The organism is Banduia mediterranea (assembly GCF_031846245.1).
Lineage (GTDB): Bacteria > Pseudomonadota > Gammaproteobacteria > Nevskiales > Nevskiaceae > Banduia > Banduia mediterranea.
Genome location: NZ_JAVRIC010000002.1, coordinates 154,883 through 181,160 on the forward strand (window position 1 = coordinate 154,883; position 26,278 = coordinate 181,160).

Consider the following 26,278-nt stretch of genomic DNA (forward strand, 5'->3'; position numbering starts at 1 on the left):
CATGGGCGGGCTCAGTGGGCGGAAGCGACCTTCATCAGCAGGCCGATCTCCTCCATGGCGTTTTTCGGCAGCACGAACTGCGAAACGTCGCGGATCGTATCGAGATGATCCCGCACGTCCTCCGGCGACAGCCCGGGATTGTAGTACCCGGGGACAGCCCCCACGAAGACCCGGCCGACGCGGCCGCCGCCGCAACTGTAGATCTCACCGCTGACGTCGCACGATTCGTGCGCCAGATAGGCCACTACCGGAGTCACTTGCTCCGGGTTGAGCTTGTCGGCCATCGGCCCCAACAGCTCCTCGGTCATCCGAGTACGGGCCGCAGGCGCAATGACGTTGACCTTGACGTTGGCCTTGGCACCCTCGATCGCGGCAGCGTGCGAAAACCCGACGATTCCCATCTTCGCCGCCCCATAGTTCGTCTGACCGAAGTTGCCGAACAACCCCGCAGCCGACGTGGTGTTGACGATGCGACCGTAGCCCTGTCCGAGCATGTGGTTCCAGGCGGCGCGCGTGCACCAGATCGTGCCGTAGAGGTGCACGTCGATGACTGGCCGGATCTCGGCCTCTGAGGCGTTCTTCAATGCCTTGTCGCGGAGAATGCCGGCGTTATTGACCAGAATGTCCACGCGTCCAAAGGACTCGATGGCCGAGCCGATGATCGCCTGAGCGCCGGCCTCCGATGACACCGAGTCATAGTTGGGTATGGCCTGTCCACCGGCCGCCTTGATTTCGTCACAGACTTTTTGCGCCGGAGTTTGAGAGGCACCGCTGCCGTCGGTGGCACCGCCAAGATCGTTCACCACCACCTTAGCGCCCCGGGAAGCCAGAAATAGAGCATGACTGCGTCCCAGCCCCTGCCCTGCCCCGGTCACTACCGCCACTTTCCCTTCATAACGCAGCTCGCCCATCTTCTTCTTCTCCTCACTCGCTTAGTTCGGCTCAACGGATTATTCGACTATCTAACGATAGTTTGAATACTTATAATACTAAGCTAGTGCTCGACACAAGTCGAACCAGTCGGTCGTACCACCCCAGGGCCGCAAATCCGGCGGCACCCCGAAGGGGCGGGGTTGTTTTGACGCATCGCTGCGCCAAGACAACCTCCGTCACAGCGACGGCCATAGCGTTAACATCCCCTACGCCCCGAGAGGTGGGAATGCGCCCGCGGGCCGAGCGCGGCGCCGCAGACCGGCTCATGCCGCATTGACCGAACCGAGTGCCGGGACGCCGCCAAGCGGCGCAGCGCCCCGGCAACGTGCTTGCCATCCCGACTTCAGGCAGCCAGATCCGATTTCTCGGTGCTCGAAGCGGGCACGCTGGCCGCCTTTTTCGGCCTGCCAGAGTCGGACTTTGCGGCTTGGCGATTGCCGTATTGCGGATTAATCGCCTTGCGGAATCGATTCATGAACTGCGCGTTGAACGCCTCTGCCAGCGTCGGCGCGGTGCGCTTGAAAGCGTCCATGAGATAGGTTTCCGGCGTTACCAGCACGCGCATCCTGTTCGACTCGATAGCGGCGACGATCTTGTTGGCCACCAGCGAGGGCGGACGGCCGTAGCGCTCGAACCACTCGACCATGCGGCCCTGCAGCGCGGTATCCACCACCTTGCTGGCCTTGGCGATGTTGGTGCGGATCATGCCCGGATGCACGGAGGTGACGCCGATGTTGCGCCCGGCAAGCTCTGCCCGCAGCGACTCCGAGAACCCGCGCACGGCAAACTTGGTGGTGCCGTAGGACACCATGCCCGGCGTGGAGATGATGCCGGCGAGGCTGGAGATGTTGACGATGTGGCCCTCGCCGGCCTTGAGCATCAGCGGCAGGAAGAACTTGGAGCCGTACACCACGCCCCAGAGGTTGATGTCGACAACCTTGCGGAAGTCGTCCAGATTGCTGTCGACAAAGTCGTCCAGGATGCCGATGCCGGCGTTGTTGACCACGATGTGGGCTCGACCGTGCAGCCTCTCGACCTCGGCCGCGAAGGTTTTCATGGCTTCCTGATCGGCCACGTTTACCTGGTGGCAACTGACCATCCCGCCCGCCGCTGCGATCATTCGTGCGGTTTCCTCCATGCCGGACTGGTCGATGTCCGCCAGCACCAGCACCGCGCCTCTTTCCGCCAGCGCAACACTGGTTGCGCGCCCGATGCCGCTACCTGCTCCGGTCACAACAGCGATCCGATCTGCAATCGTTTTCATGTCTCTAGATCTCCTTTTAGCGTTTTGAAGCGATGGCGGACGGCGCCTTCAGCACGCCGTGTGACCGCCGTCGACCACCAGGTCCGACCCCGTCATGAAGCTGGACTCGTCGGAGGCCAGGAACAGGATCGCGTTGGCGATCTCGCGCGGCAGGCCCAGCCGGCCCATCGGCACGCGCGCCATCAGCGCCTGATGGAACTGCTGCGCCATCTCCGCGCCCAGCCCACCGATGGCGTTACCCACCATCGGCGTTTCGATGAAGCCCGGGCAGACGCAGTTGATACGGATGCCGTAACCGGCCCGGGCGCAGTGGATGGCGGCCGATTTGGAGAACATGCGCACGCCGCCCTTGGCCGCGTTGTAGGCCAGCGCGAAGGACTCGCCGATCAGGCCCTCGATGGAGGCCAGGTTGATGATCGAGCCGCCGCCGCACCCCTTCATGCGCTCGACCGACTTCTGCGTGCCCGTCATCACCGCGGTGAGGTTGATCTCGATGGTGCGCGCCCAGTCCTTGGGCGTGCAGGTCTCGATGTCGCCCATCTGCACGATGCCGGCGTTGTTCACCGTCACGTCCAGCCCACCCCAGCGCGCATGGATGGCGTCGAGCACCGCGTCCCAGCGCGCCACGTCGGTCACGTCCTGCTGCAGGAAGGCCGCACGCCCGCCCAGGCGCGCGGCCTGGGCTTCACCGGCCTGCGCGTTGATGTCGGTGAGCATCACCTGCGCGCCGGTCTCGATCAGCCGCTCCGCCGTGGCCAGGCCAATGCCCTGCGCCGCACCGGTGACCAGGCACACCTTGTTATCCATCCTGTTCATGTCGCTCTCGCTCCTTAATGTGAATCACGCGCGGCGTGATGCTGCCGACCTACCCTCGCCCGCTTGCTTGCGGGAGAGGGGACCGCTCGCGAATGCGAGCGGTGGGTGAGGGCAACGGCCATGCCGCAGGCGATTCATTCTGCCAGGTGCTGCTTGTGCGGCATGGCCGTTGGATCGGTGGTGCGCACAGCACTCACTGCGCAGTCATGCCTGAGTCCACCATCTGCTCTGAGCCGGTGGTCTTGCGCGAGGCGTCGCTGGCCAGGAACAGCACCGCGTTCGCCACGTCGCGCGGCTCGGCGATGCCGACCGGGTGCGCCATGGCCATGGCCGCATCCGCCGTGGCGGCATCCGGCACCATGCCCAGGCGCACCATGCCGCCCATCACGCTGTCACCCATCGGCGTCTTGACGATGCCCGGATGCACGGAGTTGATGCGGATGCCGGTCTTGAGCGCGGCGCACTCAACCGCCGTGGCCTTCGTCAGCAGCCGCACCGCGCCCTTCGAGGCGCAGTACGCGGACAGGCCGGGCGTGCCGATGAAGCCTGCCGCCGACGACAGGTTGACGATACTGCCCCCGCGGCCCGCCGCGCCGCCCGGCCGCATGGCACGCACCGCGTGCTTGATGCCGAGGAACACGCCGTCCACGTTGACCGTCATAATCCGGCGGAATTCCTCCAGCGTCGTGTCGGTCACGAAGCTCATCGACTCCACGCCGGCGTTGTTGACCAGCACATCCAGCCCGCCCAGTCGCGCCACGGTCTGCGCGATGACCTGTTCCCAGTGATCCTCGCGCGTCACGTCCTGCACCATCGATACCGCACTTCCGCCGGCCGAGCCGATCTGCGCCGCCACCTGTTCTACACCGGCGGAGTCGATGTCGGTCAGCATCACGGCCGCCCCCGCGGCGGACAGCGTGCGCGCCACCTCCGCGCCAATGCCACGCCCGGCGCCGGTCACCAGCGCCACCTTGCCCGACAGGGAAAATGCGCCGTGACCCGGCGCTGCATTACTGCTCATAAAACGTCTCCTCAATGAGGGTTGTCTGGTTTTGGGTGCGAATTTTGGGTGCGAACGGTCGCAGTCAGATCGCGGACGACGGCGCCGCCACGCGCGCCTCGACGACCCGCACGCTGCGCGAAATGCCCGTTGCGTCGCCCAGGGCCTCGGCATGGTCGCCGGGGTCCAGCAAGCGCGCGTCCGCAAAGCCGCATTCGCGCAGCGCCTGCTCTGCGGCGGACGTCTGCGCGAAATGCAGATGGACCTTGCCACGCACGAAGGCCGACAGGAAATGGATGAACGGCGTCGCCCCCTTGCCTCCAACGTCCGAGGACAGGAACAGGTCGGACCAGTAGGCGCCGCAGGAGAAGCCGGCGAGCTCCTTCGCAAAGCGCCGCCACATGCCGCGCACGGCCGCCTCGGAAAAGTAATTGACCAAGCCTTCCGTGACGATGGCCATTCCGCGGCTGCGGTCAAGGCCCGCGCACAGGGCCGACAGGCTCAGCGGCCCCTCGTCCGCGAGGGCGTCGAACGCGACCACGCGATGCCCCGGCGAAGCCCCCATTTTTTTCAGGGCCGCGCGCTTGAGCGCCGCCATGCCGGGCAGGTCGGCCTCGATGTACTCGATCCGATCACCGAAACGCTGCTTGAAACGCCATCCTCGCGGCGACAGCCCAGCCGCGATCTCCACGACCTGCGTGATCGCGCCGCTCTCGACGGCCTGGACCAGTCGGGCGTCGATCAGCCGGTGCCGGGTCAGCAGAAACTGGTCGACATCCGGGACGCCGGCCCGCCGCGCCACGCGCACCACGGGTTGCAGCAGCGTATACATGGCGCGCCCGCGGAAACTCTCCAGCGCACGGTGCGAAAGGCCGTTGCGCGCCCAGACCATACCGGTGTAGTGCGCGGTGGGGCTGATACGGGAATCGCTCGACGACATGGCACCGTCCTCCTGTTTGTCGGGTCAGAACGGTCCGGCACGCGACCGGCAACGCTCGGTGTACCCTTTTCTTTTGTCGTGAGTAGCGCGGTTACGCACTTCTCGCGAAGCGGATCATCGCAGGGTCTCGATCCCGACGCCAGCCAGTCAGTAACCGGTCCCGATGGCCAGGGCGCCACCCGGCTGCCAGGGCGGCCTGGACCGTCTCCCTTTACGCGCGCCGGCTACGGGCTGCCGGACGCCACCGCGTGCAGCAGTCGCTGCACGCCCTCCTCCACCGCCAGCCGGGCCTGATGCTGCGGATGATGGCCCACCCCCGGCAGGGCAGCCACCTCGATTCGCGTGCGGGCATGGGCGATCAGCGCCTGCGCGCTCGGTCGCCAGCCGTATTCGTCGTCCTGCCCGAACAGCGCTTGGACCGGACACCGCACCGCGGCGATCTGCGCGCTCATGTCCCAGGTGGACGATTCGGGGGCCGTCCAGGCGTCGTACCAGCCCCAGAACATGGCGTCGGTGTTGTCACCGTGATGGCGGCGCAGGCGCTCGTTGAGCCCGCCCGATTCAAAGGCCGTCTTGGCCTGGGTCATGGCCTGGATCATGGCGGGCTCCAGCGCCACCGTCGGGGCGCAGGCCATCACGCCCACCACCGTTTCCGGGTGGGCTGCCGCTGCCAGAATGCCCATGGCCCCACCGTCGCTGTGGCCCAGAATCAGCGCCTGACCGACGCCGCAGGCGCCCAGCACCTCCTCGAACGCCGGACCGGACTCCTCGTGGCGGTACACCAGCCGCCGCCTTTCGGCCAGCTTCTCAGACCGGCCGTGACCGTATCGGTCATAGGACACCACCGGCAGGCCGGTGAGCACGTGCAGGCGCTCCGGCAGGTCTTTCCAGGTGCTGGTGCAATCCAGCCCACCGTGCATCAGCACCCAGGCCGGCGCGTCGGCCTGCACATCGCCCCACTGGCTGACGGCCAGACGGCGACCGCGGGCATTGATATCGAAGGATTTCATGGTCTACAGGGTCCTGACTCGCGATCGCCGGAGAAGCGACGGCCTGTGCGGCTTGCGGATCGTCCACGCACGGCGGACGACCTCCCGCGTGGAGCTTGACTCAGTCTAACGTTTGTTTGGTATGATATTCAAGCTCGGTTCGCCTCCGGCCCGGCGAATCATCCGGCACTGCAGGCCGGCACCCCACTCCGACGAAGCACACCACGAGTATCAGCATGATCCTCACCGACGAACAACGCGCCCTGCGCGAATCCGCCCGCCGCTTCGCTGAAAAGAAGCTGCTCCCGGATTACCAGAAGCGCGAACGCTCCGAGCGGCTGGACCGCGATCTGGTGCGAGAGATGGGCGAGCTGGGCCTGATCGCGCCCGACATGCCCGAACAGTTCGGCGGCCTGGGCGCCAGCGGGCTGAGCACCGGCATCGTGATCGAGCAGATCGGCTGGGGCGACATCAACGTGAGCTACGTGCCGCTGATGGCCTCGCTCACCGGCAAGGTGCTGGCCGCGCACGCGCGCCCCGAGATCGCAGAGCGCTGGCTGCCGGCGATGATCCGCGGCGAGAAGATCACTGCGCTGGGGCTCACCGAGCCGCGCGGCGGCTCGGATGCCGCCAACCTCGTGCTCAAGGCGCGCCGCGATGGTGACCAGTACGTGCTCAGCGGCGAGAAGACTTCGATCAGCTTCGCCGATCAGGCCGACGCCATCGTGCTGTTCGCCCGCACCGGCACGGTGGAGGATGGTGCCCGCGGCGTCAGTGCCTTCCTGGTGCCGCTGGACCTGCCGGGCATCCAACGCACGCATTTCAACGACTCCGGCAGCCGCATCATCGGCCGCGGCTCGGTGTTCTTCGATGATGTGCGCATCCCCGCCAACCATCTGCTTGGCGACGAGGGAAAGGGTTTCATCCAGGTGATGCAGGGTTTCGACTACAGCCGCGTGCTGATCGCGCTGCAATGCATCGGCTCAGCCCAGGCATCGCTGGACGAGGCCTGGGCCTACACCAAGGAACGCATGGCCTTCGGCGCGCCGCTGGCGCAGTACCAGGGCGTGAGCTTCCCGCTGGCCGAGTACGATACGCTGCTCGACGCCGCGCGCCAGCTCAGCTACCACGCGCTGGAGTTGCGCGACCACGGCGAGGCGCACACCGCCGAGGCGGCGATGGTGAAGTGGCTCGCCCCCAAGACTGCGGTCGACACCATCCACCAGTGCTTGCTGACCTTCGGCCACTACGGCTGGTCCATGGACCTGCCTCACCAGCAGCGCCTGCGCGACGTGATGGGCCTGGAAATCGGCGACGGCACCGCGCAGGTGATGAAGCTGATCGTGGCGCGCGAGCGCGTCGGCCGCGTCGTCGTGCAGTACGCCAAGGACGGCAAGAAATGAGCGCACCGGTCCTTGTCAGCGCCGACGGCGCCGTCGGCATCCTGGAGTTGGCGCGGCCGGACAAGTTCAACTGTCTGTCGATGGCGACCTGGCGCCTGATCGGCGAATCGCTGGCGAGCTTCGAGGAGCCGGGCTCGGGCGTGCGCGTGGTGCTGATTCGCGCCCAGGGCAAGCACTTCTGCACTGGTGCGGACCTGGACGAGGTGCAGGGCCTGCGCGCCGACCGCGCCGGACTGGACAGCTTCCTGCACAGCGGCCACGACGTGCTGCGCGCCATGGAGGCCAGTCCGCTGCCGATCGTCGCCGCCTGCCAGGGGCTGTGCCTCGCCGGCGGGCTGGAACTCATGCTCGGCTGCGATACGGTGTTCGCAGCGCGCGGGGCGCGCTTCGGCGACCAGCACGCGCAGTTCGGCCTGATACCGGGCTGGGGTGGCAGCCAGCGCCTCACCCGCCTGGTCGGCCTGCGTCGCGCCATGGACCTGTTCTGCAGCGCGCGCTGGCTGGAGGCCGATACCGCGCTGGCCTGGGGCCTGGTCAACGAGGTGGTGGACACCGAAGCCCTGCACGAACACGCGCTGGCCTGGTGCCGCACCGCGGCCACGCGCAGCGCCTCGGGGCTTGCAGCCATGAAGCGCTTGGCGCGCGAGGGTTTGGACCAGCCGCTGGCTCAGGGGCTGGCGCTGGAAATCGCGCTCGCCGTCGACGCGCTGCAGGACACCGACGTCAGCGAGGGCCTGGCCGCGTTCCAGGCGCGCCGCACGCCGGCGTTCAAGGCGCGCTGAAACCCACTTTGCTTCTTTTTCAGAATCGATGAGCATCCTGAATTCGCGCGTTTCGCCGCGCAGTGACAGCTTCACCCTGAACCAAGCGGCCTATGCCGAGCGCATCGCGCGCCTGCACGCTCTGCGCGCCGCGGCGCGTGCCGGCGGCTCCGAGAAGATGCGCTCCAAGCACCTGGCGCGGAACAAGGTGCTGCCGCGCGACCGCATCGAACTGCTGGTGGACCCTGGCTCGCCGTTCCTGGAACTGGGCGAGCTGATCGGCGACGGCCACTATGACGGCGTGCCGCCGGGTGCGGGCATCATCACCGGCGTGGGCCTCGTCAGCGGCCGACCGTGCATGATCATCGCCAATGACGCCACGGTGAAGGGCGGCACCTACTTCGGGCTCACCTGCAAGAAGCACGTGCGTGCACAGACCTTCGCCTGGCAGCACCGGCTTCCCTGCATCACGCTGGTGGACAGCGGCGGCGCCTTCCTGCCGGACATGGCCAACATCTTTCCTGACGATGGCCAGTTCGGCTCCATCTTCCACAACCAGATCGGCATGTCCGGCGACGGCATCCCGCAGATCGCGGTGGTGATGGGCCCCTGCACTGCAGGTGGCGCCTACATCCCGGCGCTGTGCGACGAAGTGGTGATCGTGCGCGGCCAGGGCTACATGTACCTGGGCGGCCCGGAACTCACCTACGCCGCCACCAGCGAGGTGGTGGACAACGAGACCCTCGGCGGTGCGGCCATGCACTGCGGCAAGAGCGGTGTGACCGACCACATCGCCGAGGACGACCGCCACGCGCTGCTGATCGCCCGCAACATCGTGCGCGAACTGGGCCAGGCGCCGGCCTCGCGCCGCCGCCAGGAGCCTGCGCGGCCGCCGCGCTTCGACCCGGCGGAGATCTACGGTATCGTCTCGCGAGATCCGAAATTCCCTACCGACACGCGCGAGATCCTCGCGCGCCTGGTCGACGACAGCGAGTTCCAGGAGTTCAAGCCGCTCTACGGCGAGACCCTGCTGACCGGCTTCGCGCGCATTCACGGCTACGAGATCGGCATCCTGGCCAGCAACGGCGTGCTGTTCCCGGAAAGCGCGATGAAGGGCACGCACTTCATCAACCTGTGCTGCCAGCGCGACATCCCGCTGCTGTTCGTCAGCGACGTCACCGGCTTCATGGTCGGCAAGGACGTGGAGCAGGTGGGCATCGCCAAGCACGGCGCCAAGATGATCACCGCGATGAGCTCGGCGCGCGTGCCCAAGTACACACTCAACATCGGGGCCGCATACGGTGCCGGCTATCTGGCCATGTGCGGCCGGCCGTTCAAGCCCACCGCGATGTTCGCCTGGCCCAACGGCCGCTCCGCGATCATGGGTCCCGACCAGGCGGCGATGGTGCTGGCGATGGTACGCGAGGCCAACCTCAAGGCTGCGGGCAAGACCTGGACCGCCGAGGAACAGGAGGCCTTCAAGGCGCCGACGCGCAAGATCTACGAAGACTTCCAGGGCGCGCACAACTTCGCCAGCCACGGCTGGATCGACGGCGTGATCGACCCCCTGGAAACCCGCGCCACGCTCGCGCTGCTGCTCGAACTCGCCGCCCGCGTGCCGGCGCGCGAGACGCACTTCGGCGTGTTCCGCTTCTGATGCCTGCCGCCATGAAACCCATCCGCAAGGTCCTGATCGCCAACCGCGGCGAGATCGCCTGCCGCATCGCCCGTACCTGCCGCCGCCTGGGTATGGCCGTGGCCGGCGTGCATTCCAGCGCCGACGCGCGCGCACGCCACGTGCGCGAGATCGGCGAATCCCACCTCATCGGCGATGCCGCGCCCGCGGCAAGCTATCTGAACGTCGAGGCCATCGTGTCCGCCGCGCAGCGTGCCGGGGCAGACGCCATTCACCCCGGCTACGGCTTCGTCTCGGAGAACCCGGCCTTCGTGCGCGCGGTCGAGGCCGCCGGGCTGGTGTTCGTCGGCCCCACCGCCGAGACCATGGAGCGCCTCGGCGGCAAGGCCTCGGCCAAGCGCGAGGCGCAGAAGCTCGGCATCCCCACCGTGCCGGGCGATACCATCGGCCTGTCCGACCCCGCGCGCGTCGCGGCGACGGTACGCGACTGCGGCCTGCCGGCGTTGCTCAAGGCCGTGGCCGGCGGCGGCGGCCGCGGCATGGCGCTGATCGAAACGCTCGACGGTCTCGACACGCGCATCGACAGCGCCATGCGCGAGGCCGCACAGGCCTTCGGCAGCGGCGAGATGATCGTGGAGCGCTACCTGCCCGAGGTGCGGCACATCGAGGTGCAGGTCGCTGGCGATGGCCAGGGCCAGGCGATCCACCTGTTCGAGCGCGAATGCTCGCTGCAGCGCCGCCACCAGAAGGTGATCGAGGAAGCGCCGTCCGCGGGCCTGGAACCGGGCCTGCGCGCGCGCATCCTGGAGGACGCGCGCCGCCTCGCCGCCGCCCTGCGCTACCGCGGCCTGGGTACGGTGGAGTTCATCGTCGCAGGCGCGGACTACTACTTCCTGGAGGTCAACCCGCGCCTGCAGGTCGAGCACCCGGTCACGGAGGAAGTCACCGGGCTGGATCTGGTGGAACTGCAGCTGCGCATCGCCGCCACCGGCTCGCTGGGCCTGACGCAGGAGCAGGTGCAGGTGCAGGGCCATGCTTTCGAGGTACGCATCTACGCCGAAGACACCGACGCCGGCTTTCTGCCCGGCGCCGGTCAGCTGCACTGGCTGCACTTTCCGGAGGCGCTGCTGCGCGTGGAGAGCGGCGTGGATTCCGGCGACGAGATCACGCCATTCTACGACCCCATGATCGCCAAGCTGATCAGCCGCGGCGACACCCGCGCCGAAGCGCTGGAGCGCCTGAGCGCAGGTCTGGCCACTACCGACGTCGTGGGCCTGACCACCAACGTCGGCTTCCTGCGCACCCTGCTGGCCTGGCCGGAAACGGTGCAGGGCCGCATGCACACCCGGCTGATCGACCAGCGCTGGGCGCCCGGCGCGGCTGCCGCGCCGGTGGTGTCGGACGAGGCGCTGGCCGCCGTGGCGCTGGACTGGCTGCGCCGCGAGCGCGCGCGCTGCGACTGGGGCGTGTGGACACGAGCCGAGTTCAGCGGCTGGCGCACGCGCGCCGGCGCGCACGCGCCATCCACCCAGCCGGCGGTGATCCTGGGCGTATCCGGCCGCAGCTGCGCGGTGCACTTCTCTGCGCCCGACGCCAGCGGCATCATCACGCTGCGCCTCGTGGAACCGGAACGCGACCGGACGCTGCGCGCACGCCTTGCGCCGGCCGGCGACAGTGCTGTGCGCCTGGAGACGGAAACGTTGACGCGCGAGCTGCGCCTGTTCGTGGACGCAAGCGCCACCCTGGTGCACGATGCGCAGGGCAGCTGGCGCGTGGACACCACTCCGCCCCTGGCGGCGGCTGCCGCCGCGTCGGTTGCGGAAAGCGCGCTCAAGGCGCCCATGATGGGCAAGGTCGTGGCCGTGCTCGCCGCCGAGGGCGACACCGTGAGCGCGGGCCAGACGGTGATCGTGCTTGAATCGATGAAGATGGAGCTGCAGGTGCTGGCCGAGCGCGGCGGCCGGCTCGGCGCGCTGCGCTGTGCCCCGGGCGACATGGTCGGCCGTGGGGACGTGTTATGCGAAGTCGGCGACTGATCGCCCCCCACACCCCCGCGTCCGCGGAGCGAATACGCGGAACGAACAGAGGAGCATCCCGATGAGCGATTTCCCCAAGAAGGTCGAATTCCACGAGGAAGGCGTGCGCGAGGGCTTCCAGATAGAGCCCGTCACCTACCCGCGCGCGCAGCGCGTAGCCCTGCTCGACGCACTGTCGGAAACCGGGCTGGCGCAGATTCAGGTCGGTTCGCTGGTCAATCCGCGCAAGGTGCCGCAGATGGCCGACACGCTGGAGCTGTTCGCCGAAATCAAGAAGAACCCCAAGGTGCGCTACACCCTGCTGTGGCTCAACGAGTCCGGCTACCAGAAGTCGCGCGCGGTGCAAGGCGCGTTCAACCATGCGCCGCTGATGTACTACCTCACCGACGCCTTCGCCATGCGCAACAACAACCGCACGGCAGCGGACATGCGCGCCGAGCAGGAGGTGTGGCTGGACCGCTACCTGGCCGACGGCGCGATGGTGCAAAAGGTCTACGTGATGACGGCCTGGGGCTGCAATCTGGGCGGGCCGGTGTCGCTGGAAACCGTGACCGACGCCTTCAAGCATGCCATCGGCCTGTTCCGCGCGCGCAAGCTGCCGATTCCGCCGCTGTACCTGGCGGACACCATGGGCTGGGCCAGTCCGGAAGAAGTCAAGCGCCGCGTCGGCGCGGTGCGCGAGTTGGCCCCGGAAGCCAGAATCGGCCTGCACCTGCACGACACCCGCGGCCTGGGCGGCGCCAACGTCTACGCCGCGCTGTCGATGGGCGTGACCCTGTTCGACGCCTCGGTCGCCGGCCTGGGCGGATGCCCCTTCGCCGGGCACAAGGCACGCCAGACATCTGGCAACATCTGCACCGAGGACATGGTGTTCCTCTGCCACGAACTGGGCATCGAGACCGGCATCGACCTGGAGAAACTCATTGAGGCCTCGCGCATGGCCGAGGACATCATCGGCCGACCGCTGATGGGCCGCGTGATGCACAGCGGCTCGCTCAAGGCCTTTCGCGAGGGCAAGGCTGCCGACAGCGCCTGTGTGTCGGTGCCCTGAGCACCGATTGTTCGGAATTCACTGTAACAGTGCAACACACTGGAAAACGTCATAAGGTCATGGGGCGCGTACAGGACAAGGTGGTTCTGATTTCGGGCGGCGCCATGGGCATGGGCCGCGCGCACGGCGAGCTGCTGGCCCGCGAAGGCGCCAAAGTCATTCTCGCCGACGTCAACGCCAAGGCCGGCGAAGAAACCGCCGCGGCCATCTGCGCCGCCGGCGGCAAGGCCGAGTTCGCCAGCCTCGACGTGACCAGCGAGGCGCAGTGGCAGCAGGTGGTGGACGGCATCGTGGCCCGCCACGGCCACATCAACGTGCTGGTCAACAACGCCGGCATCCTGCTGTCCAAGAGCCTGATGGACACCAGCACGGCGGAGTGGGACCGCGTGTTCGACGTCAACGTGCGCGGTATGTTCTTCGGCACGCGTGCGGCGGTGCCGGCCATGCAGAAGGCCGGCGGCGGCTCGATTATCAACATCTCGTCGATCTACGGCATCATCGGCGCGCCCATGGCCACGGCCTACCAGGCGTCCAAGGGCGCGGTGCGGCTGATGTCCAAGAGCTGCGCGGTGGACCTCTCGCCGTTCAACATCCGCGTCAATTCCGTGCACCCCGGCGTGATCGACACGCCGATGACCAAGGATCTGCTCTCGCAGCCGCAATTCCGCGAAGCCGCGCTCGCGCTGACGCTCATGCGCCGACCGGCGCGGCCCGACGAGGTCTCACAGGCCGTGCTGTTCCTGGCCTCGGACGAATCGTCCTATGTCGTCGGCGCGGAACTCGTCGTCGACGGCGGCTACACCACGATGTGACCCCATAACCCCCGCCAAACGAAATGAACGATCTGCCGTTTCTCACTGAAGACCACGAGCGCTTCCGCGACACGCTGCGCCGTTTCATCCAGACCGAGGTCGTACCCCACGCCGAGAGCTGGGAGGACGCCGGCAAGGTGCCGCGCGAGGTGCTGCGCCAGCTCGGCGAGCTGGGCTATCTGGGCATCCGCTATCCCGCCACCTACGGCGGCGCCGAGCTGGACACGGTCTACAGCGCCATCCTGGCCGAGGAGCTCGGCCGCTCGACCTTCGGCGGCTTCGCGGTCACCGTGCTGGTGCACACCGACATGGCCTCGCCGCACCTGGGCAATTTCGGCAACGCCGAGCAGCTCGCGCGCTGGATGCCGGGCATCATCGCCGGCAAGACCATCTGCGCGGTGGCCGTGACCGAGCCCGACGCCGGCTCCGACGTGGCTGGCATCAAGGCCCGCGCGGTGCGCGACGGCGATCACTACGTGCTCACCGGCACCAAGATGTTCATCACCAACGGCGTGCACGGCGACCTGTACTTCGTCGGCGTCAAGACCGATACCAGCGTCAAGGGCTCGCGCGGCATCTCGATCTTCGCCGTGGAGAAGGGCACGCCCGGCTTCAGCGTGGGCCGCAGCCTGAAAAAGACCGGCTGGCTGTGTTCGGACACCGCCGAACTGGTGTTCGACCAGTGCCGCGTGCCCGCCGCCAACCTGATCGGCGGCGAGCACAAGGGGTTCTACTCGATCATGCGCAACTTCCAGAACGAGCGCATCGTGCTTGGCGCACAGGCCATGGGTGAGGCGCAGCAGGCGCTGGATCTCACCGTGGACTACGTGCGCAACCGCAAGGCCTTCGGCGGTGTGCTGTGGGATAAGCAGGCCATCCGCCAGCGCCTGGCGATGCTCTCCGCCAAGGTCGCGGCCGGGCGCCAGCTCGCCTACCACTCTGCCAGGCTGGACGCGCAGGGCCACGAATGCGTCAAGGAAGTCTCGATGGTCAAGGCCTACTGTGGCGAGCTGGTCAACGAGGTCATGTACACCTGCCAGCAGTTCCACGGCGGCATGAGCTACGTGCGCGAGACCGCCATCGAGCGCATGGCGCGCGACGCGCGCATCCAAGCCATCGGCGGCGGCGCCACCGAGGTCATGCTCGAAGAGGTCGCCAAGCGCCTGTGAACGCCAATCGAGCGCTTACCGGGATCGACTGGCACTGCGCCTCGGCCACCGGAGTGGCGGCATCCAAACATTTGTTCCCAATCCTTCCCATGCAACTCTCGAAAACTCTTCCTACGACATGACCAACCCTACCCGCCCCGAGGCCTGGAACCAGTTCCTGGCCATCGCGCCCTACACCGGGCTGCTGAACATGGAGGCCGTCTCCGCCGCCGATGCCGGCTGTGTCATCGCCCTGCCCTACCGCGAGGATCTGATCGGCGATCCCGACCGCGGCGTGCTGCATGGCGGCGCCATCACCGCTCTCATGGATGTGTGCTTCGGCTTCTCGGTCTATTTCCGGATCAGGGAGTTCGTGCCCATGGCCACACTGGATTTGCGAATCGACTACCTGCGCCCGGCCCAGCCACACTCCAAGGTGTACGCATCCGCGAGCTGTTACAAGCTGACCCAGGAACTGGCCTTCGTCCGTGGTCATGCCTACGACGAGGATCCGGAGCAACCGATCTCGACCGGCGTCGGCATCTTCATACTTACCTCCGGCAAGCCGGCCTTCACCGAACAGAAAGTTGTGTCCGCATGAGCCTCACCGAGACCCTCGCCGACATCCGCGCGCGCGCCGACTGGGCCGCCTTGGCGCAGGCTCTGCCCTTTGCCCGCACGCTGGGCCTGCGCGTTGATGTGCGCGGCGAGTCCTTCACCTGCGTCATGCCGTTCAACCAAAAGCTCATCGGTAATCCGGCGTTGCCGGCTCTGCACGGGGGCGCCATCGGCGGCTATCTGGAGTGCACTGGCATCCTGCACCTGCTATGGAGCACCCAGGCCACGGCGGTTCCAAAGACCATCGACTTCAGCATCGACTATCTGCTCTCCGGCCGTCCGCAGGACACCTATGCCCATGTCTATACGGTCAAGCTGGGCCGGCGCGTGAGCAATCTGCGGATCGAGGCCTGGCAGACCACTCCGGACAAGCCGATCGCCGTGGCGATAATGAACGTGCTGATGCGCTGAGATCCGCGCCAAGCCACAGCAATCTTCGAGGAGGCTTTTTGTGAAATACCAATCCATCTACCATCCCGAGCTGTTCAAGGGCCAAACCATCATCGTCACCGGCGGTGGCAGCGGCATCGGCCGCTGCACGGCGCACGAGCTGGCCAGCCTGGGCGCCACCGTGGCCATCGTCGGCCGCAAGGTCGAAAAGCTGGACAGGGTGAAGGAAGAAATCACGGCGGTCGGCGGACGCGTGAGCTGCCATGCCTGCGACATCCGCGAAGAGTCGCTCGTCCGGCAGATGATGGCCGATGTCATCGCCCGCCATGGGGGCATCGACGGCCTGGTCAACAACGCCGGTGGGCAATACCCGTCGCAGCTCAAGGATCTCAGCACCAAGGGCTGGGAAGCGGTGATCCGCAACAATCTCACCGGCGGCTTCATTGTTGCGCGCGAGGCCTACAACCAGTGGATGGCGACACACGGCGGCAGCATCGTCAACATCATCGCCGACATCTGGGGCGGCATGCCGACGATGGCGCATACCGGCGCGGCCCGCGCCGGTATGCTCAACTTCACCGAAACGGCCGCCTGCGAGTGGGCCCATTCCGGCGTTCGCGTCAACGCGGTGGCGCCCGGCTGGATCGCCTCCAGCGGCTTCGATACCTATGATGCGCCCATGCAGGCCGAACTGCGGCGACTCAAGGAGAAGGTGCCACTCGGCCGCTACGGCAACGAGGCCGAGGTCTCCGCCGCGATCGTCTTTCTGCTGTCGCCGGGCGCGGCCTTCGTCACCGGCTCCTGCGTGCGCGTTGACGGCGGCGTGCCCAACGCGCGGCACACCTGGAAACCGGTGCCCACCGACCGCTCCAAACCATTCGACGGCTTCCCCTTGGCCACCTTGCCCGAGTGTCTGCAATGAGTCCTGACGACGACCTCAAGCGCTTTCTGGTTCCCAGCCCGCATGTGAACAGCGATCACCCGGGTATCCGCGCGTTCGCTGCGAGGGTCACCGACGGCCTTGCCGGACCGCGCGAGCGGGCCGTGGCACTGTACCAGGCCGTGCGCGACGGCTTCCGCTACGATCCCTACGCGATCGAAATGTCCGGACGCTGCCTGATGGCCAGCCGGGTATTCGAATCAGGGGCCGGCTTTTGCATCGGCAAGGCCACTTTGCTGTCTGCCGCCTGCCGCGCCGTGGGCATTCCTGCACGCCAGCGGTTTGCCGATGTCCGAAACCATCTGACCAGCCCACGCCTGCGCGAGATGATGGGCACTGACCAGTTTGTATACCACGGTTACAACGAGGTGTGGATAGACGGACGTTGGCGCAAGTGCACCCCGGCCTTCAACAAGAGCCTGTGCGACAAAGCCGGCATCCGGGTGCTCGACTTTGACGGCATCGAGGACTCGGTGTTTCACCCGATCGACCTCTCCGGCCGTCAGCACATGGAGTACCTGCACGACCGCGGCAGCCATGTCGACGTGCCAGTGAACGACATCTTCGCGACCTGGCAGCAGGTCTATCCGGGCATGGCGGACTGGACCATCGCAGGCACGAGCGGAGACTTCGAGCAAGAGGCGCGGGCTCCGGCGGATGCCGACACGCGCCGGGCCGCAACGTAAGAGCCGCCTCACCATGCCCAGCATGGTCAGTCTGCATCCCGCACACGGTTTCGGGCACCATCAAGCCGGCACCCGCCTGTCCCGTGGCGGGCGCGCTGAGCCCCGGCGTCAGCCTCAAGGACATCACGGACGCCGGGCGCATCGAACCGCTCACCGGCGTCGCCGCCGTCAAGGCGTGCCGGTAAACCTGCCGACTTCAGGCCGAGCCACGCTTCCGTTACAGTCTTAACCGCCCATGAAACCCCTCTCCCTGATCGACAACATCATGCTGTTCATGGAGCGGCCTGCCCAACCGATGCACGTCGGCGCACTGTGCCTGTTCAGACCGCCCGCGGACGCCCCGCCTGACTTCGTATCCCGGCTTGCCGAGCGGCTGCGGCAATCCACCACGACCGCGCCCCCGTTTAACCGTCGGGTAGTCCGGCATCTGGGCATCCGATTCTGGGAGGAATCGGCGGACTTCGACCTGGCGCAACACTTCGTGCACCTGGCCCTGCCCCAGCCGGGGCGCATCCGCGAGCTGCTGGCCATGATTTCCCGCATGCACGCGGCCCACCTCGACCGCGCTTATCCGCTGTGGCGGGCTTATCTCATCGAGGGGCTCGAGGACGGCCGCATCGCGCTCTACGCCAAGATTCACCATGCGATGGCGGACGGCGTGTCCGGCATCCGGCTGCTGACCCAGGCAATGGCGGCGAGCGCGGAAGATTCGCTGGCCATGCCAGCGCCCTGGGAATTGCACACGCCGAAAGGCGGACGGCGCAGCTTGCCTGTACCGACCTCGGCCCTGCGCAGCATGGAGGCACTGCGCGCCTTGACGCGCGAGGGTGTCACCGGCGTCCGGCCCGTCTTTGCGCGCATGAAGCAGACCCTGCGCGATCAGCGCGGCGGCCACCCGGACTGCGTGGGCAGCCTGCAGGCACCGCCGAGCATCTTCAACCGGAACATCAGCGGCTCGCGGCGCTTCGCCGCACAGTCCTACGCGGCGGCACGGTTCAAGGCCGTGGCGCGCCGCTTCGACGCCACATCAAACGACGTTGTTCTCGCTGCCTGCGGCGGTGCACTGCGTCGCTACCTGCTGGCACTCGGCGAACTCCCGGACCGCCCTCTGATCGCCGCCGTACCCGTCTCCACGCGCCGCGACAACCGCGACTCCGGCAACGAGATCGCGTTCGCGCTCAGTCATCTGGGCACCCACATCGCCGAGCCCGCACCACGCCTGCGCGCGGTCAAGGCCTGCATGGACTACAACAAGGCCGTGCTTCGGACCCTCAAGCCCGCCCAGCTTCTGGCCTATGAGGGCCTCATGTTCGCGCCCGGGGCGCTCAACCTGCTCACCGGCCTGCATCGCCAGCGGGCGATCGTCAATCTGGTGATTTCCTATGTCCGGGCTCCCCGCCGGCCTCTGTACTGGCAGGGCTGCGCACTCCACGGGCTTTACCCGGTGTCCCTGATCATCGACGGCGTCGCCCTCAACATCACGCTGACCGCGCGCGGCGATGCCCTCGACTTCGGGCTGATCGGCTGTCGCAAGACCCTCCCCCACCTGCAGCGGCTGCTCGACGATCTGGAGGCCAGCATCAGCGAGCTGGAAACGGCCACGCCATGACCGGCGGGCTGTCGCTTGCATTGCTCTCGCCAGTTGCGGTAGTTTATGCGTAGTGGCGCTCCGCACCACCTGTTCTCGGTCGCATGCGGACTGCATGAACGCGGTCGCGCCCGGACTTTGGCTTGCATCAGGAGATTCAAGATGGCACTGGCAAACCGGCATATCGGCTACGACGAAGTCGAGCCGCGCGATCTGCGCTTCAACCTCAACACGGATGTACCCCGCTACTGGATCAACGGCGATCCCTGGACCACGCACTTCTTCAACTCCATCATGGCAGCGGTTCCCGACGGGGAGCGCTGGGTCATGCAGTGCGTGCGGCGCAGCCTCACCCAGCTCAAGGACGAGGCCGTACGCAAGGCCGGCATCGGCTTCATCAAGCAGGAGCACTACCACGCGCGCGAGCACGACGAAATGAATCATGCCCTCATCGAACAGGGCGTGCCGCTGGACGTGGTCGAACGCAACTTCAAGCTGATCCGCGCAGCGCTGGAGAGGCTCACGCCGCCGAGCATGCACCTGTCCATGATGGCCTCGTTCGAGCACTTCACGGCGACAATGGCCTCGGTCTTCATCGATCGCCCCGACATGCTGGACGAATCCGATCCGCGCGTCGCGGCGATGCTGTACTGGCATTTCGTCGAGGAAACCGAGCACAAGTCGGTCACGTTCGACGTGTTCCAGGACGCCGTCGGCAGCTACCCGCAGCGGGTTCTCGGCATGCTGATCGCGAGCGCCATCTTTCTGCCGATGGTGGAGAGCCACATGATCTACCTGGCCTGGAAGGACCGGCAGCTAAGCAACTGGCGATCGGCGCTGCGCTGCCTGAACACGCAGTTCGGCCGCAATGGCGTATTCACCCGACTGCTGGGTCACTACTTCCCTTACTACAGCAAGAACTTCCATCCGTGGGACGACGACAATCGCACCAAGATTCACGTCTGGAAGAAGGCGTTCGCCGCCACCGGCGACACCCGGTTGGCCTACGAAGCGTTCCGCCAGTCGGTAGGGCTGCCGGCACGGGCCGAGACCACCGCCGCAATGGCGGCGGCTTAAGGCAGTCGGGCCGGGTCACGGATCGCCGAGACTCGCCCCCCATCCCAGCCTGGGAGGCCCGTAGCCGGGAAAAATGATCCCGGCCGGGCACTGCGTCGAGGAGGCCTTCAAACGTAATGCTCAAAAACTCGATCAACGTACTCTCTTCGCTAACTGCGTCCCTGGCCGAGGCCGGGCGTGGTGTCCGAATCGGCGCGACGGGTCCCCGCCCGGCAGAGCTGCTCGTTCTCTATGACCGGGAGAACTGCCCTTACTGCCGCCGCGTCCGGCAGACGCTGACCGAGCTCGACCTGGACGTTTTCATCAAGCCTTTCCCGCAGGGGGCCGAGCGATTCCGAACCGAGCTGCTGAAGCTGGGCGGCAGGCTTCAGGTTCCCTTCCTCGTCGATCCCAACACGGGCAGCGCGCTGTACGAGTCCGAGGACATCGTCGCCTACCTCCACCAGCATTACGGCGGCGCGGTGGCGTCGACGCGAAGGTTCTTCGACCGCGCCGGGTCGTTCGGCGCATCGCTGATACGGCTGCGCCATGGATCGCGGCGGCGCGCGGCCGCCAACGCCCCGCCCGAGCCGCTCGAACTCTACAGTTTCGAGACCAGTCCCTTCGCGCGTATCGTTCGCGAGCGCCTCTGCGAGCTTGAGATACCCTACATCGTGCGCAATTGCGGACGAACGACAGGCTCGGACTGGATCCCGCCGCCGCTGCGCGCCCGTATGGCAGCCGATTACGCGCCAACACAGCGCAACCGGCGCCAGCTCGTGGAAAAAGCCGGCCGGGTCGCAGTCCCGTACCTGCTGGACCCGAACACCGGCGTCGAATTGTTCGAATCGGCTGCCATTACGGCATACCTCGAACGGACTTACGGCTGAATCGCGGGTGTGGAACGCCCGGAAACGACGAGGATGAGGCAGAATATGCGCGCAAGCACGCGGCGCTGCGATCGTCTGCTGCCCGCGGCGACACGGAAATCACACAGAATCGACAGGGAAGCGACATCATGCAGAGATTGCAGATCATCGAAAACGTGCAGCTCCCGCCCGAGGAGATGTTCGCGAGGCTGGCGGACCACGAGAATCTCGGCAAGGCTCTGGGCGTGCCCGTCAAGCGGATCCGCGACGGAGAAGGCAGCGTCAACGGTGTGGGATCGGTCCGGACGATGGCCTTCTGGCCGCTGGATTTCGACGAGACCATCACTGCCTTCGATCCGCCCCGGCGGATCGAGTATTCGGTGAGCCGCGGTTCACCGTTGCGTCAGCATAGCGCGGTGATTCTCCTGTCTCCCCGCGGCGCCGGGACAGAAGTGAGCTGGAGCGTCAGTTTCGCCTCCGCGATTCCCCTGGCCGGCCGGCTGCTCAGGATGGTGATGCGCCTTGCGCTCACGCACGGCATACGCAAGCTGGCGGCAAATCCATAGCGGACCTGAAATCCACAGCGGACCTGTGATACCGTAGGTCAATGGCTTTCAATGTCCGCAGCGTTATCGACGTGGTCGAGAAATTTCCCTACCGGATGGCTGAGCTGGTCGACCGCAGCGGCGCCAGCCGCGAAGCCGTGCGCTACTACATTCGCGAGGGCTTGCTGCCGCCGCCGCGGCGCACGGCCAGGAACATGGCTTGGTACTCTGACCGGCACCTGGAGTTGATCAAGCTGATCCGGGTACTGCAGGAAGAACAGTTTCTGCCGCTCAAGGCGATCAAGTCACTGCTCAACGACGACCGCGAATTCGAGTTCACCCCGCGGCAGCGCGAGATCTTCGCCAGCGTCCGTGCCGAAATCGAAACGCAGGCGCGGCGTGAGATGCCGCGGCCGCCCGGCCGCAAGCTGGCGACCACGATCGGCCTGAGCGACGAGGATTACAAGGCCATCGTGGCGATGGGGCTGGTGCGCAGCGGCGATGCCCCGCTGAGCCGCGACGAGGAGGAACTGCTTCGCCAGTTCGCGACGCTCAGACAAAGCGGCATGACCAAGGCACGCGGCTTCACACCGAATCACATCGAGGTTGTGCAGGCGGCTGCGGACCTCTTATTCGATCAAGAGCTGCGCATATTTCAAGTGCTGCTGAAAAACCTGCGCGACGACGAAATCCCGGGCCTGATGGAACGCACGGTACCCGCCATCAATCGCATCTTCGGCCTGCTCCACGAACGCAAACTCCGCGCTTTCGTCTCTCGGTTTGCCGAGGAACGGTGGGGCACACCGACAAACGAAGATCGCCGGGAGCCGCCGCCTCGCCGAAAGCGTCGCACGGCCTCTTCTGCCAGCTGAGGCACTGCGCCCGGGCGGGGTACGCTGAGCGGCGGCGCCCGCCGCCGCCCGCCGCGCCCGTTTCGCTGTTTCTCTATCGCCCCCCTGGAACAGCGATGCGGTGTATGCCGCGATCTGTCGCAGCATAAAGCTGGCCTTTCCAGAAGAGCAGTGCCGTAAAGACGGTGGACTGTTCCAGCCCCGGTTCCACCGGTGCAGGCAGAGGCACGGGATCCCTTTTCGGCGGCTCCTGCCCCCCCGCTTCCACCGGCACAGGCAGAGACACGGGATCCCTTACCGACTCCAGAACCACCAGCGCAGCACCGCTGCCGGCGGCGGCCACGAAACGAGTCTCATTTAGCTGCGCAAGACCAAACAGTGACTTGTCCGTGCCAGTCTCCACGACCTGCCACTGGGGGTCGCGAAGATCGGCAACCTCGAAAGCATTGCCACGCATACCTACGGCCAGCAGTCCATGCGCGCCAACCGCAACGGCCGCATACAAGGATCCTTCATAGGGCTCGGCAAGCACCGTCCAGGCGTGTGCATCCGGCGAGGTTGCGACCAGTCCTGCCTCGCCCACCAGCGCAAAGCTACCGTCTCCCAGCCGGAGCATCGCATTCATATGCGCCGCACGCTCGCTCAGCGCGGGATCAGCGAGATCCGCCCAGGTCTTCCCGCCATCGGCTGTGATGCGAAACAAACCGTAGGCACCGATTGCGTATCCCTTCCGCTGGTCGGCGAAGAACACATCCATGAACGGATCGCTTCCTCTCGGCCCGTACGCCTGAACGGTCCAGCTTATACCGCCGTCCGTCGTGCCGAGAATACTTGCATCATGCCCAACAGCCCAGCCGCGATCATCGTCTACGAAGTACACCGCATTGAGCATCGAATCTACCGGCGACTGGACCTGTGTCCATTCGACGCCGTCGTCCGACCGCAGAATAATGCCCCGCTCTCCGACAGCCACCATTGCCTGCCCCGCGGCCGCCAGATCGTTGATCTGCGCCTGCGTTGCAAGCGGCGCCATCTCTGCCGGTTTGGGCTCGCCGCCTTCAGCGGTATTCGACCAAGCGCGCCCCACTCCGACGAGGAGTAGCGCCGCAAAAACCACTCGGCCGATTGCTGTACCCACAAACCTATTAACGAACATCATGTCTTGCTCTCTTTCAGTGGGGTGCCGCTCGACAGCGGCAGGTCCTGGCACCGACACCCGGTACGGTCCGGCTGTAAAACGGATGTTGATTTATGCCTGCGACGAGGTAGCCGGTTCAGAAACCTGCTTCTTACCTTCGCGCGGCCCTCGCAGCAAAAATGCGGCAAAGGACGGCATGATGAAAATCGCCGCTACAGCGTTTGCAATGAACATCACCGTCATCAGGATTCCCATGTCCACCTGGAACTGCAGGCCGGACAGCATCCACGTGGCCACACTCGCCGACAAGGCCAAGGCCGTGAAGACCACCGCCTTGCCCGTCTGTCCGAGCGCGTCGGTGTATGCCTCTCGCATGGCCATACCGTGCTCCTTGACATTCTCTTCGAGCACGGAATAGATATAAATGCCGTAGTCGACGCCAATACCCGCGGCAAACGCAACCGTCGCAATGTTTGAAACCTTGACCCCGATTTCCAGGAACACCATCACGGAATACGTGAAGACCGACACCGCTGCAAGTGGCGCCAAGATGCAGATGACGCTCACAAGACTTCTGAACGACACCCACAGGCTCACCGCGATCGCGACGAACAGCCACAACAGTACGGTAAACTCGGTTTCCTCGACCACATCGTTCGCGGCGGCCATGACTCCCACGTTGCCGGTCGCCAACTTGAAAGTGACTGGCGAGTCCTCCGGCATTTCAGCCACAAATGCCTCAAATGACTCGATGACGGAATCGATGGTCTCTGCCTTGTGATCTGCTGTAAAGACGAACAGCGGCATTGCGCTGCAATCGGTATTCAACAGACCCGTCGAACTCGGAAATGGCTGGACCGTCACCACCAGAGCACCGGGCTCTCTGGGAAGGACATTCCAGGCCGGGTTGTTTTCGTTGTAGGCATTGAAAACCATCTTCTGCATATGTGGCAGCGACAGCGTCGACTGCACACCAGGCGTATTCTCCATCCGCCATGCGAGACGGTCGATCATGCTCACGACGGAATAATCGATGCAGCCATCCGCCGAACCTTCTGCAATGATCTTCAGCACGTCCACACCGATCGTGAAATTGCTGACGATCGCATCTGTATCCAGGTTGTAGCGAGAGTCCGGCCGAAGCTCTGGCGTACCCTGGTGCAGCTCGCCAATCGCCAAGTCTCGATTGATGTACTCTGAAACACCCCAGGCCAAAGCCGTTGCCGCCAGTACGACTGCGGCCTGCCGCTTGAGAACCATATAGGATGCCACGCGCCAGAGGGGCTGCAGCGCCGCATCCCTGCGCAGCTGGTGCCGCTGGAACTTCTCCGGGTTACGTATCGGCACGAACGACAGCAGGCACGGCAGCAGCACCTTCTTGCAGATCACCACCGCGAACAGACCAAAGCAGGCGTTGATCGCCATTTCCTGCACGATGCCGATTGGAATCAGCAGCAAGGTGCCGAAGCCGATGAAATTTGTCACCAGCGCGGTAAGTCCGGGGATGACCAGGCGCTTATAGGTTCCCATTGCCGCGTCGTAACTGTTCAGCCTCTTGTTCGCCGCCTCCAGAAGCCAGAAATTCGTGATCTGAATTCCATGAGAGACGCTGATCGCAATAACGAGGAACGGCACCAAAATCGCGAACGGATCAAGTCCGTATCCGAACAGGTGCAGCATGCCAAGCTCCCAGACCACGGCCAGAAGACCACAAGACAATGGCAGAAAGGCCACCAGCCAGGAGCCGGTGTACATCCAGAGCACGATCCACACCAGCAGAATAGTCAGGCCGAAAAATCCCACCACTTCGGCTGCCTTGTCGCCGATGTCGCCAACAATCTTCGCGAAGCCGATGATGTGGATATCAACCGACTCGTTGTAATCCGGATTGTCGATCTCAGAGACTGCCAGGTCGCGTCCGCTCAACTCGGTAGTCGCAACATTGCCGCTTTCATCCTTGTACTGGACATCGACATCAGAGAAGTCGAACAGCAGCCCCCTCGGATCGCTGTACGTGGTTTTCACGACTTCCCCCGCCTCTAGCGGGGGAAGATCGCTCTTGAGCCGCAGTTCCCACATCTTGGGGCTGGTGAAACGCTGCCTGATCTGCTCGAGTCTATCCGCCGTTTCGAAATAATCGAGCTTCTCGTCGGTGACTGGATCGCGCTCCAACAGCTCGCCGAAAATCATCGCGCCGCGCTCGTCGTTGGCGACCAGGCGGCCGACCACGCCCGCCTTTTCCACGTTGCGCCGGACTCCTTCGAGCATTTCCGGGGTGGGGGTGAAGTCCGCCGGCACCACGTTGCCGCCCCGGAAGCCCTCCTCCACGACCTCCAGGTAGCGCACATCGGGCGTCATGATCGAGCTCACTCGGGAGCGATCCATGCCGGGCAGAAAGAACATGGCATCCGTCGCTTTGCGCAGCGTATCCATGAACGCAGGCTCATAGATATCGCCGTTGCCCTCCTTCTGCATCACGGCGAACAGCACGAGGTTGGCCCCTCCGAATTCGCGCTGGTACTCTTTGAACACTTCGATGTACGGATGCCCGAGCGGTAGCTGCTTCTCGAAGCCCGCGTCCAACCGCAGCTGGGTCGCCTGCCAGCCGAGAAACAGCGTGGCCAGCGTGAGCACAATGAGCAGTCGCGCCCGCTTGTGGAAAATGATCGGTACGGTGACATCCACATACCATTTCGCAAAACCGCCTTTGACCTCACCGTGCATCAAATTTCTCCAGGTACCCGAAAAACAATAGAAGTACTAACGGCCCTGCCGCCAAGCGGGCACCACCCCGCAGAATGAATCCGC

The 26,278-nt window shown here is 65.6% G+C and carries 24 protein-coding genes; 16 read left to right on the forward strand and 8 right to left on the reverse strand.

Annotated elements, in window-relative coordinates; translation table 11 throughout:
* Positions 1–11 precede the first annotated feature (11 nt).
* The 6 genes from RM530_RS02230 to RM530_RS02255 form a co-directional block, all read right to left on the reverse strand.
* Complete coding sequence (locus RM530_RS02230; RefSeq protein WP_311363573.1) at positions 12–911, reverse strand: SDR family oxidoreductase; 900 nt, start codon at positions 909–911, stop codon at positions 12–14.
* 365 nt (positions 912–1,276) lie between these two features.
* Positions 1,277–2,197, reverse strand: coding sequence for an SDR family NAD(P)-dependent oxidoreductase (locus tag RM530_RS02235; protein ID WP_311363574.1), 921 nt, complete (start codon positions 2,195–2,197; stop codon positions 1,277–1,279).
* A gap of 48 nt (positions 2,198–2,245) precedes the next feature.
* Positions 2,246–3,013, reverse strand: a complete 768-nt coding sequence (locus tag RM530_RS02240) for a glucose 1-dehydrogenase (RefSeq protein ID WP_349256150.1) — start codon at positions 3,011–3,013, stop codon at positions 2,246–2,248.
* A gap of 193 nt (positions 3,014–3,206) precedes the next feature.
* Complete coding sequence (locus RM530_RS02245) at positions 3,207–4,034, reverse strand: glucose 1-dehydrogenase (protein WP_311363576.1); 828 nt, start codon at positions 4,032–4,034, stop codon at positions 3,207–3,209.
* 64 nt (positions 4,035–4,098) lie between these two features.
* Positions 4,099–4,953 carry a class I SAM-dependent methyltransferase gene (locus RM530_RS02250; protein WP_311363577.1) on the reverse strand — a complete coding sequence of 285 codons (855 nt, stop codon included), beginning with the start codon at positions 4,951–4,953 and terminating at the stop codon, positions 4,099–4,101.
* 224 nt (positions 4,954–5,177) lie between these two features.
* On the reverse strand, positions 5,178–5,963 hold the full coding sequence (locus tag RM530_RS02255; RefSeq protein ID WP_311363578.1) for an alpha/beta fold hydrolase: 786 nt from the start codon (positions 5,961–5,963) through the stop codon (positions 5,178–5,180).
* Between the two features lie 215 nt (positions 5,964–6,178).
* Between RM530_RS02255 and RM530_RS02260 the strand changes: the two genes are divergently transcribed.
* The 16 genes from RM530_RS02260 (at position 6,179) to RM530_RS02335 (ending at position 22,353) form a co-directional block, all read left to right on the forward strand.
* Positions 6,179–7,345, forward strand: coding sequence for an acyl-CoA dehydrogenase family protein (locus RM530_RS02260; RefSeq protein WP_311363579.1), 1,167 nt, complete (start codon positions 6,179–6,181; stop codon positions 7,343–7,345).
* Complete coding sequence (locus RM530_RS02265; RefSeq protein ID WP_311363580.1) at positions 7,342–8,127, forward strand: enoyl-CoA hydratase/isomerase family protein; 786 nt, start codon at positions 7,342–7,344, stop codon at positions 8,125–8,127. Before RM530_RS02260 ends, RM530_RS02265 begins: the two co-directional genes overlap by 4 nt.
* A gap of 28 nt (positions 8,128–8,155) precedes the next feature.
* On the forward strand, positions 8,156–9,763 hold the full coding sequence (locus tag RM530_RS02270; RefSeq protein ID WP_311363581.1) for an acyl-CoA carboxylase subunit beta: 1,608 nt from the start codon (positions 8,156–8,158) through the stop codon (positions 9,761–9,763).
* Between the two features lie 11 nt (positions 9,764–9,774).
* On the forward strand, positions 9,775–11,778 hold the full coding sequence (locus RM530_RS02275) for an acetyl/propionyl/methylcrotonyl-CoA carboxylase subunit alpha (RefSeq protein WP_311363582.1): 2,004 nt from the start codon (positions 9,775–9,777) through the stop codon (positions 11,776–11,778).
* Positions 11,779–11,839: 61 nt separating this feature from the next.
* Positions 11,840–12,829: a hydroxymethylglutaryl-CoA lyase gene (locus tag RM530_RS02280; protein WP_311363583.1), complete on the forward strand. Its 990-nt coding sequence runs from the start codon at positions 11,840–11,842 to the stop codon at positions 12,827–12,829.
* Positions 12,830–12,888: 59 nt separating this feature from the next.
* The gene (locus RM530_RS02285) at positions 12,889–13,641 is read left to right on the forward strand and encodes a glucose 1-dehydrogenase (protein ID WP_311363584.1); all 753 of its coding nucleotides are present in this window, start codon (positions 12,889–12,891) and stop codon (positions 13,639–13,641) included.
* 23 nt (positions 13,642–13,664) lie between these two features.
* Positions 13,665–14,810, forward strand: a complete 1,146-nt coding sequence (locus tag RM530_RS02290) for an acyl-CoA dehydrogenase family protein (RefSeq protein WP_311363585.1) — start codon at positions 13,665–13,667, stop codon at positions 14,808–14,810.
* Positions 14,811–14,928: 118 nt separating this feature from the next.
* Entirely contained in the window at positions 14,929–15,390 is a 462-nt protein-coding gene (locus RM530_RS02295) for a PaaI family thioesterase (RefSeq protein WP_311363586.1), read from the forward strand.
* Positions 15,387–15,818: a PaaI family thioesterase gene (locus RM530_RS02300; RefSeq protein ID WP_311363587.1), complete on the forward strand. Its 432-nt coding sequence runs from the start codon at positions 15,387–15,389 to the stop codon at positions 15,816–15,818. Before RM530_RS02295 ends, RM530_RS02300 begins: the two co-directional genes overlap by 4 nt.
* 40 nt (positions 15,819–15,858) lie before the next feature.
* A complete protein-coding gene (locus tag RM530_RS02305) occupies positions 15,859–16,719 on the forward strand; it encodes an SDR family oxidoreductase (RefSeq protein WP_311363588.1) in 861 nt (286 codons plus the stop codon).
* Positions 16,716–17,423, forward strand: coding sequence for a transglutaminase-like domain-containing protein (locus RM530_RS02310; protein ID WP_311363589.1), 708 nt, complete (start codon positions 16,716–16,718; stop codon positions 17,421–17,423). The genes RM530_RS02305 and RM530_RS02310 overlap by 4 nt, the downstream gene beginning before the upstream one ends.
* Positions 17,424–17,658: 235 nt before the next feature.
* A complete protein-coding gene (locus RM530_RS02315) occupies positions 17,659–19,032 on the forward strand; it encodes a WS/DGAT/MGAT family O-acyltransferase (RefSeq protein WP_311363590.1) in 1,374 nt (457 codons plus the stop codon).
* 141 nt (positions 19,033–19,173) lie between these two features.
* Positions 19,174–20,088 carry a metal-dependent hydrolase gene (locus RM530_RS02320; RefSeq protein WP_311363591.1) on the forward strand — a complete coding sequence of 305 codons (915 nt, stop codon included), beginning with the start codon at positions 19,174–19,176 and terminating at the stop codon, positions 20,086–20,088.
* 116 nt (positions 20,089–20,204) lie between these two features.
* On the forward strand, positions 20,205–20,957 hold the full coding sequence (locus tag RM530_RS02325) for a glutathione S-transferase N-terminal domain-containing protein (RefSeq protein WP_311363592.1): 753 nt from the start codon (positions 20,205–20,207) through the stop codon (positions 20,955–20,957).
* Between the two features lie 137 nt (positions 20,958–21,094).
* The gene (locus tag RM530_RS02330; protein ID WP_311363593.1) at positions 21,095–21,502 is read left to right on the forward strand and encodes an SRPBCC family protein; all 408 of its coding nucleotides are present in this window, start codon (positions 21,095–21,097) and stop codon (positions 21,500–21,502) included.
* A gap of 41 nt (positions 21,503–21,543) precedes the next feature.
* Positions 21,544–22,353 (forward strand): MerR family transcriptional regulator, encoded by an 810-nt coding sequence (locus tag RM530_RS02335; RefSeq protein ID WP_311363594.1) that lies wholly within the window; start codon positions 21,544–21,546, stop codon positions 22,351–22,353.
* A gap of 73 nt (positions 22,354–22,426) precedes the next feature.
* Here the strand turns inward: RM530_RS02335 and RM530_RS02340 are convergent, their stop codons facing one another.
* Both RM530_RS02340 and RM530_RS02345 read right to left on the reverse strand, forming a co-directional pair.
* On the reverse strand, positions 22,427–23,491 hold the full coding sequence (locus RM530_RS02340) for a WD40/YVTN/BNR-like repeat-containing protein (RefSeq protein ID WP_311363595.1): 1,065 nt from the start codon (positions 23,489–23,491) through the stop codon (positions 22,427–22,429).
* Positions 23,492–23,581: 90 nt separating this feature from the next.
* Complete coding sequence (locus tag RM530_RS02345; RefSeq protein WP_311363596.1) at positions 23,582–26,194, reverse strand: efflux RND transporter permease subunit; 2,613 nt, start codon at positions 26,192–26,194, stop codon at positions 23,582–23,584.
* Between the last annotated feature and the right edge of the window lie 84 nt (positions 26,195–26,278).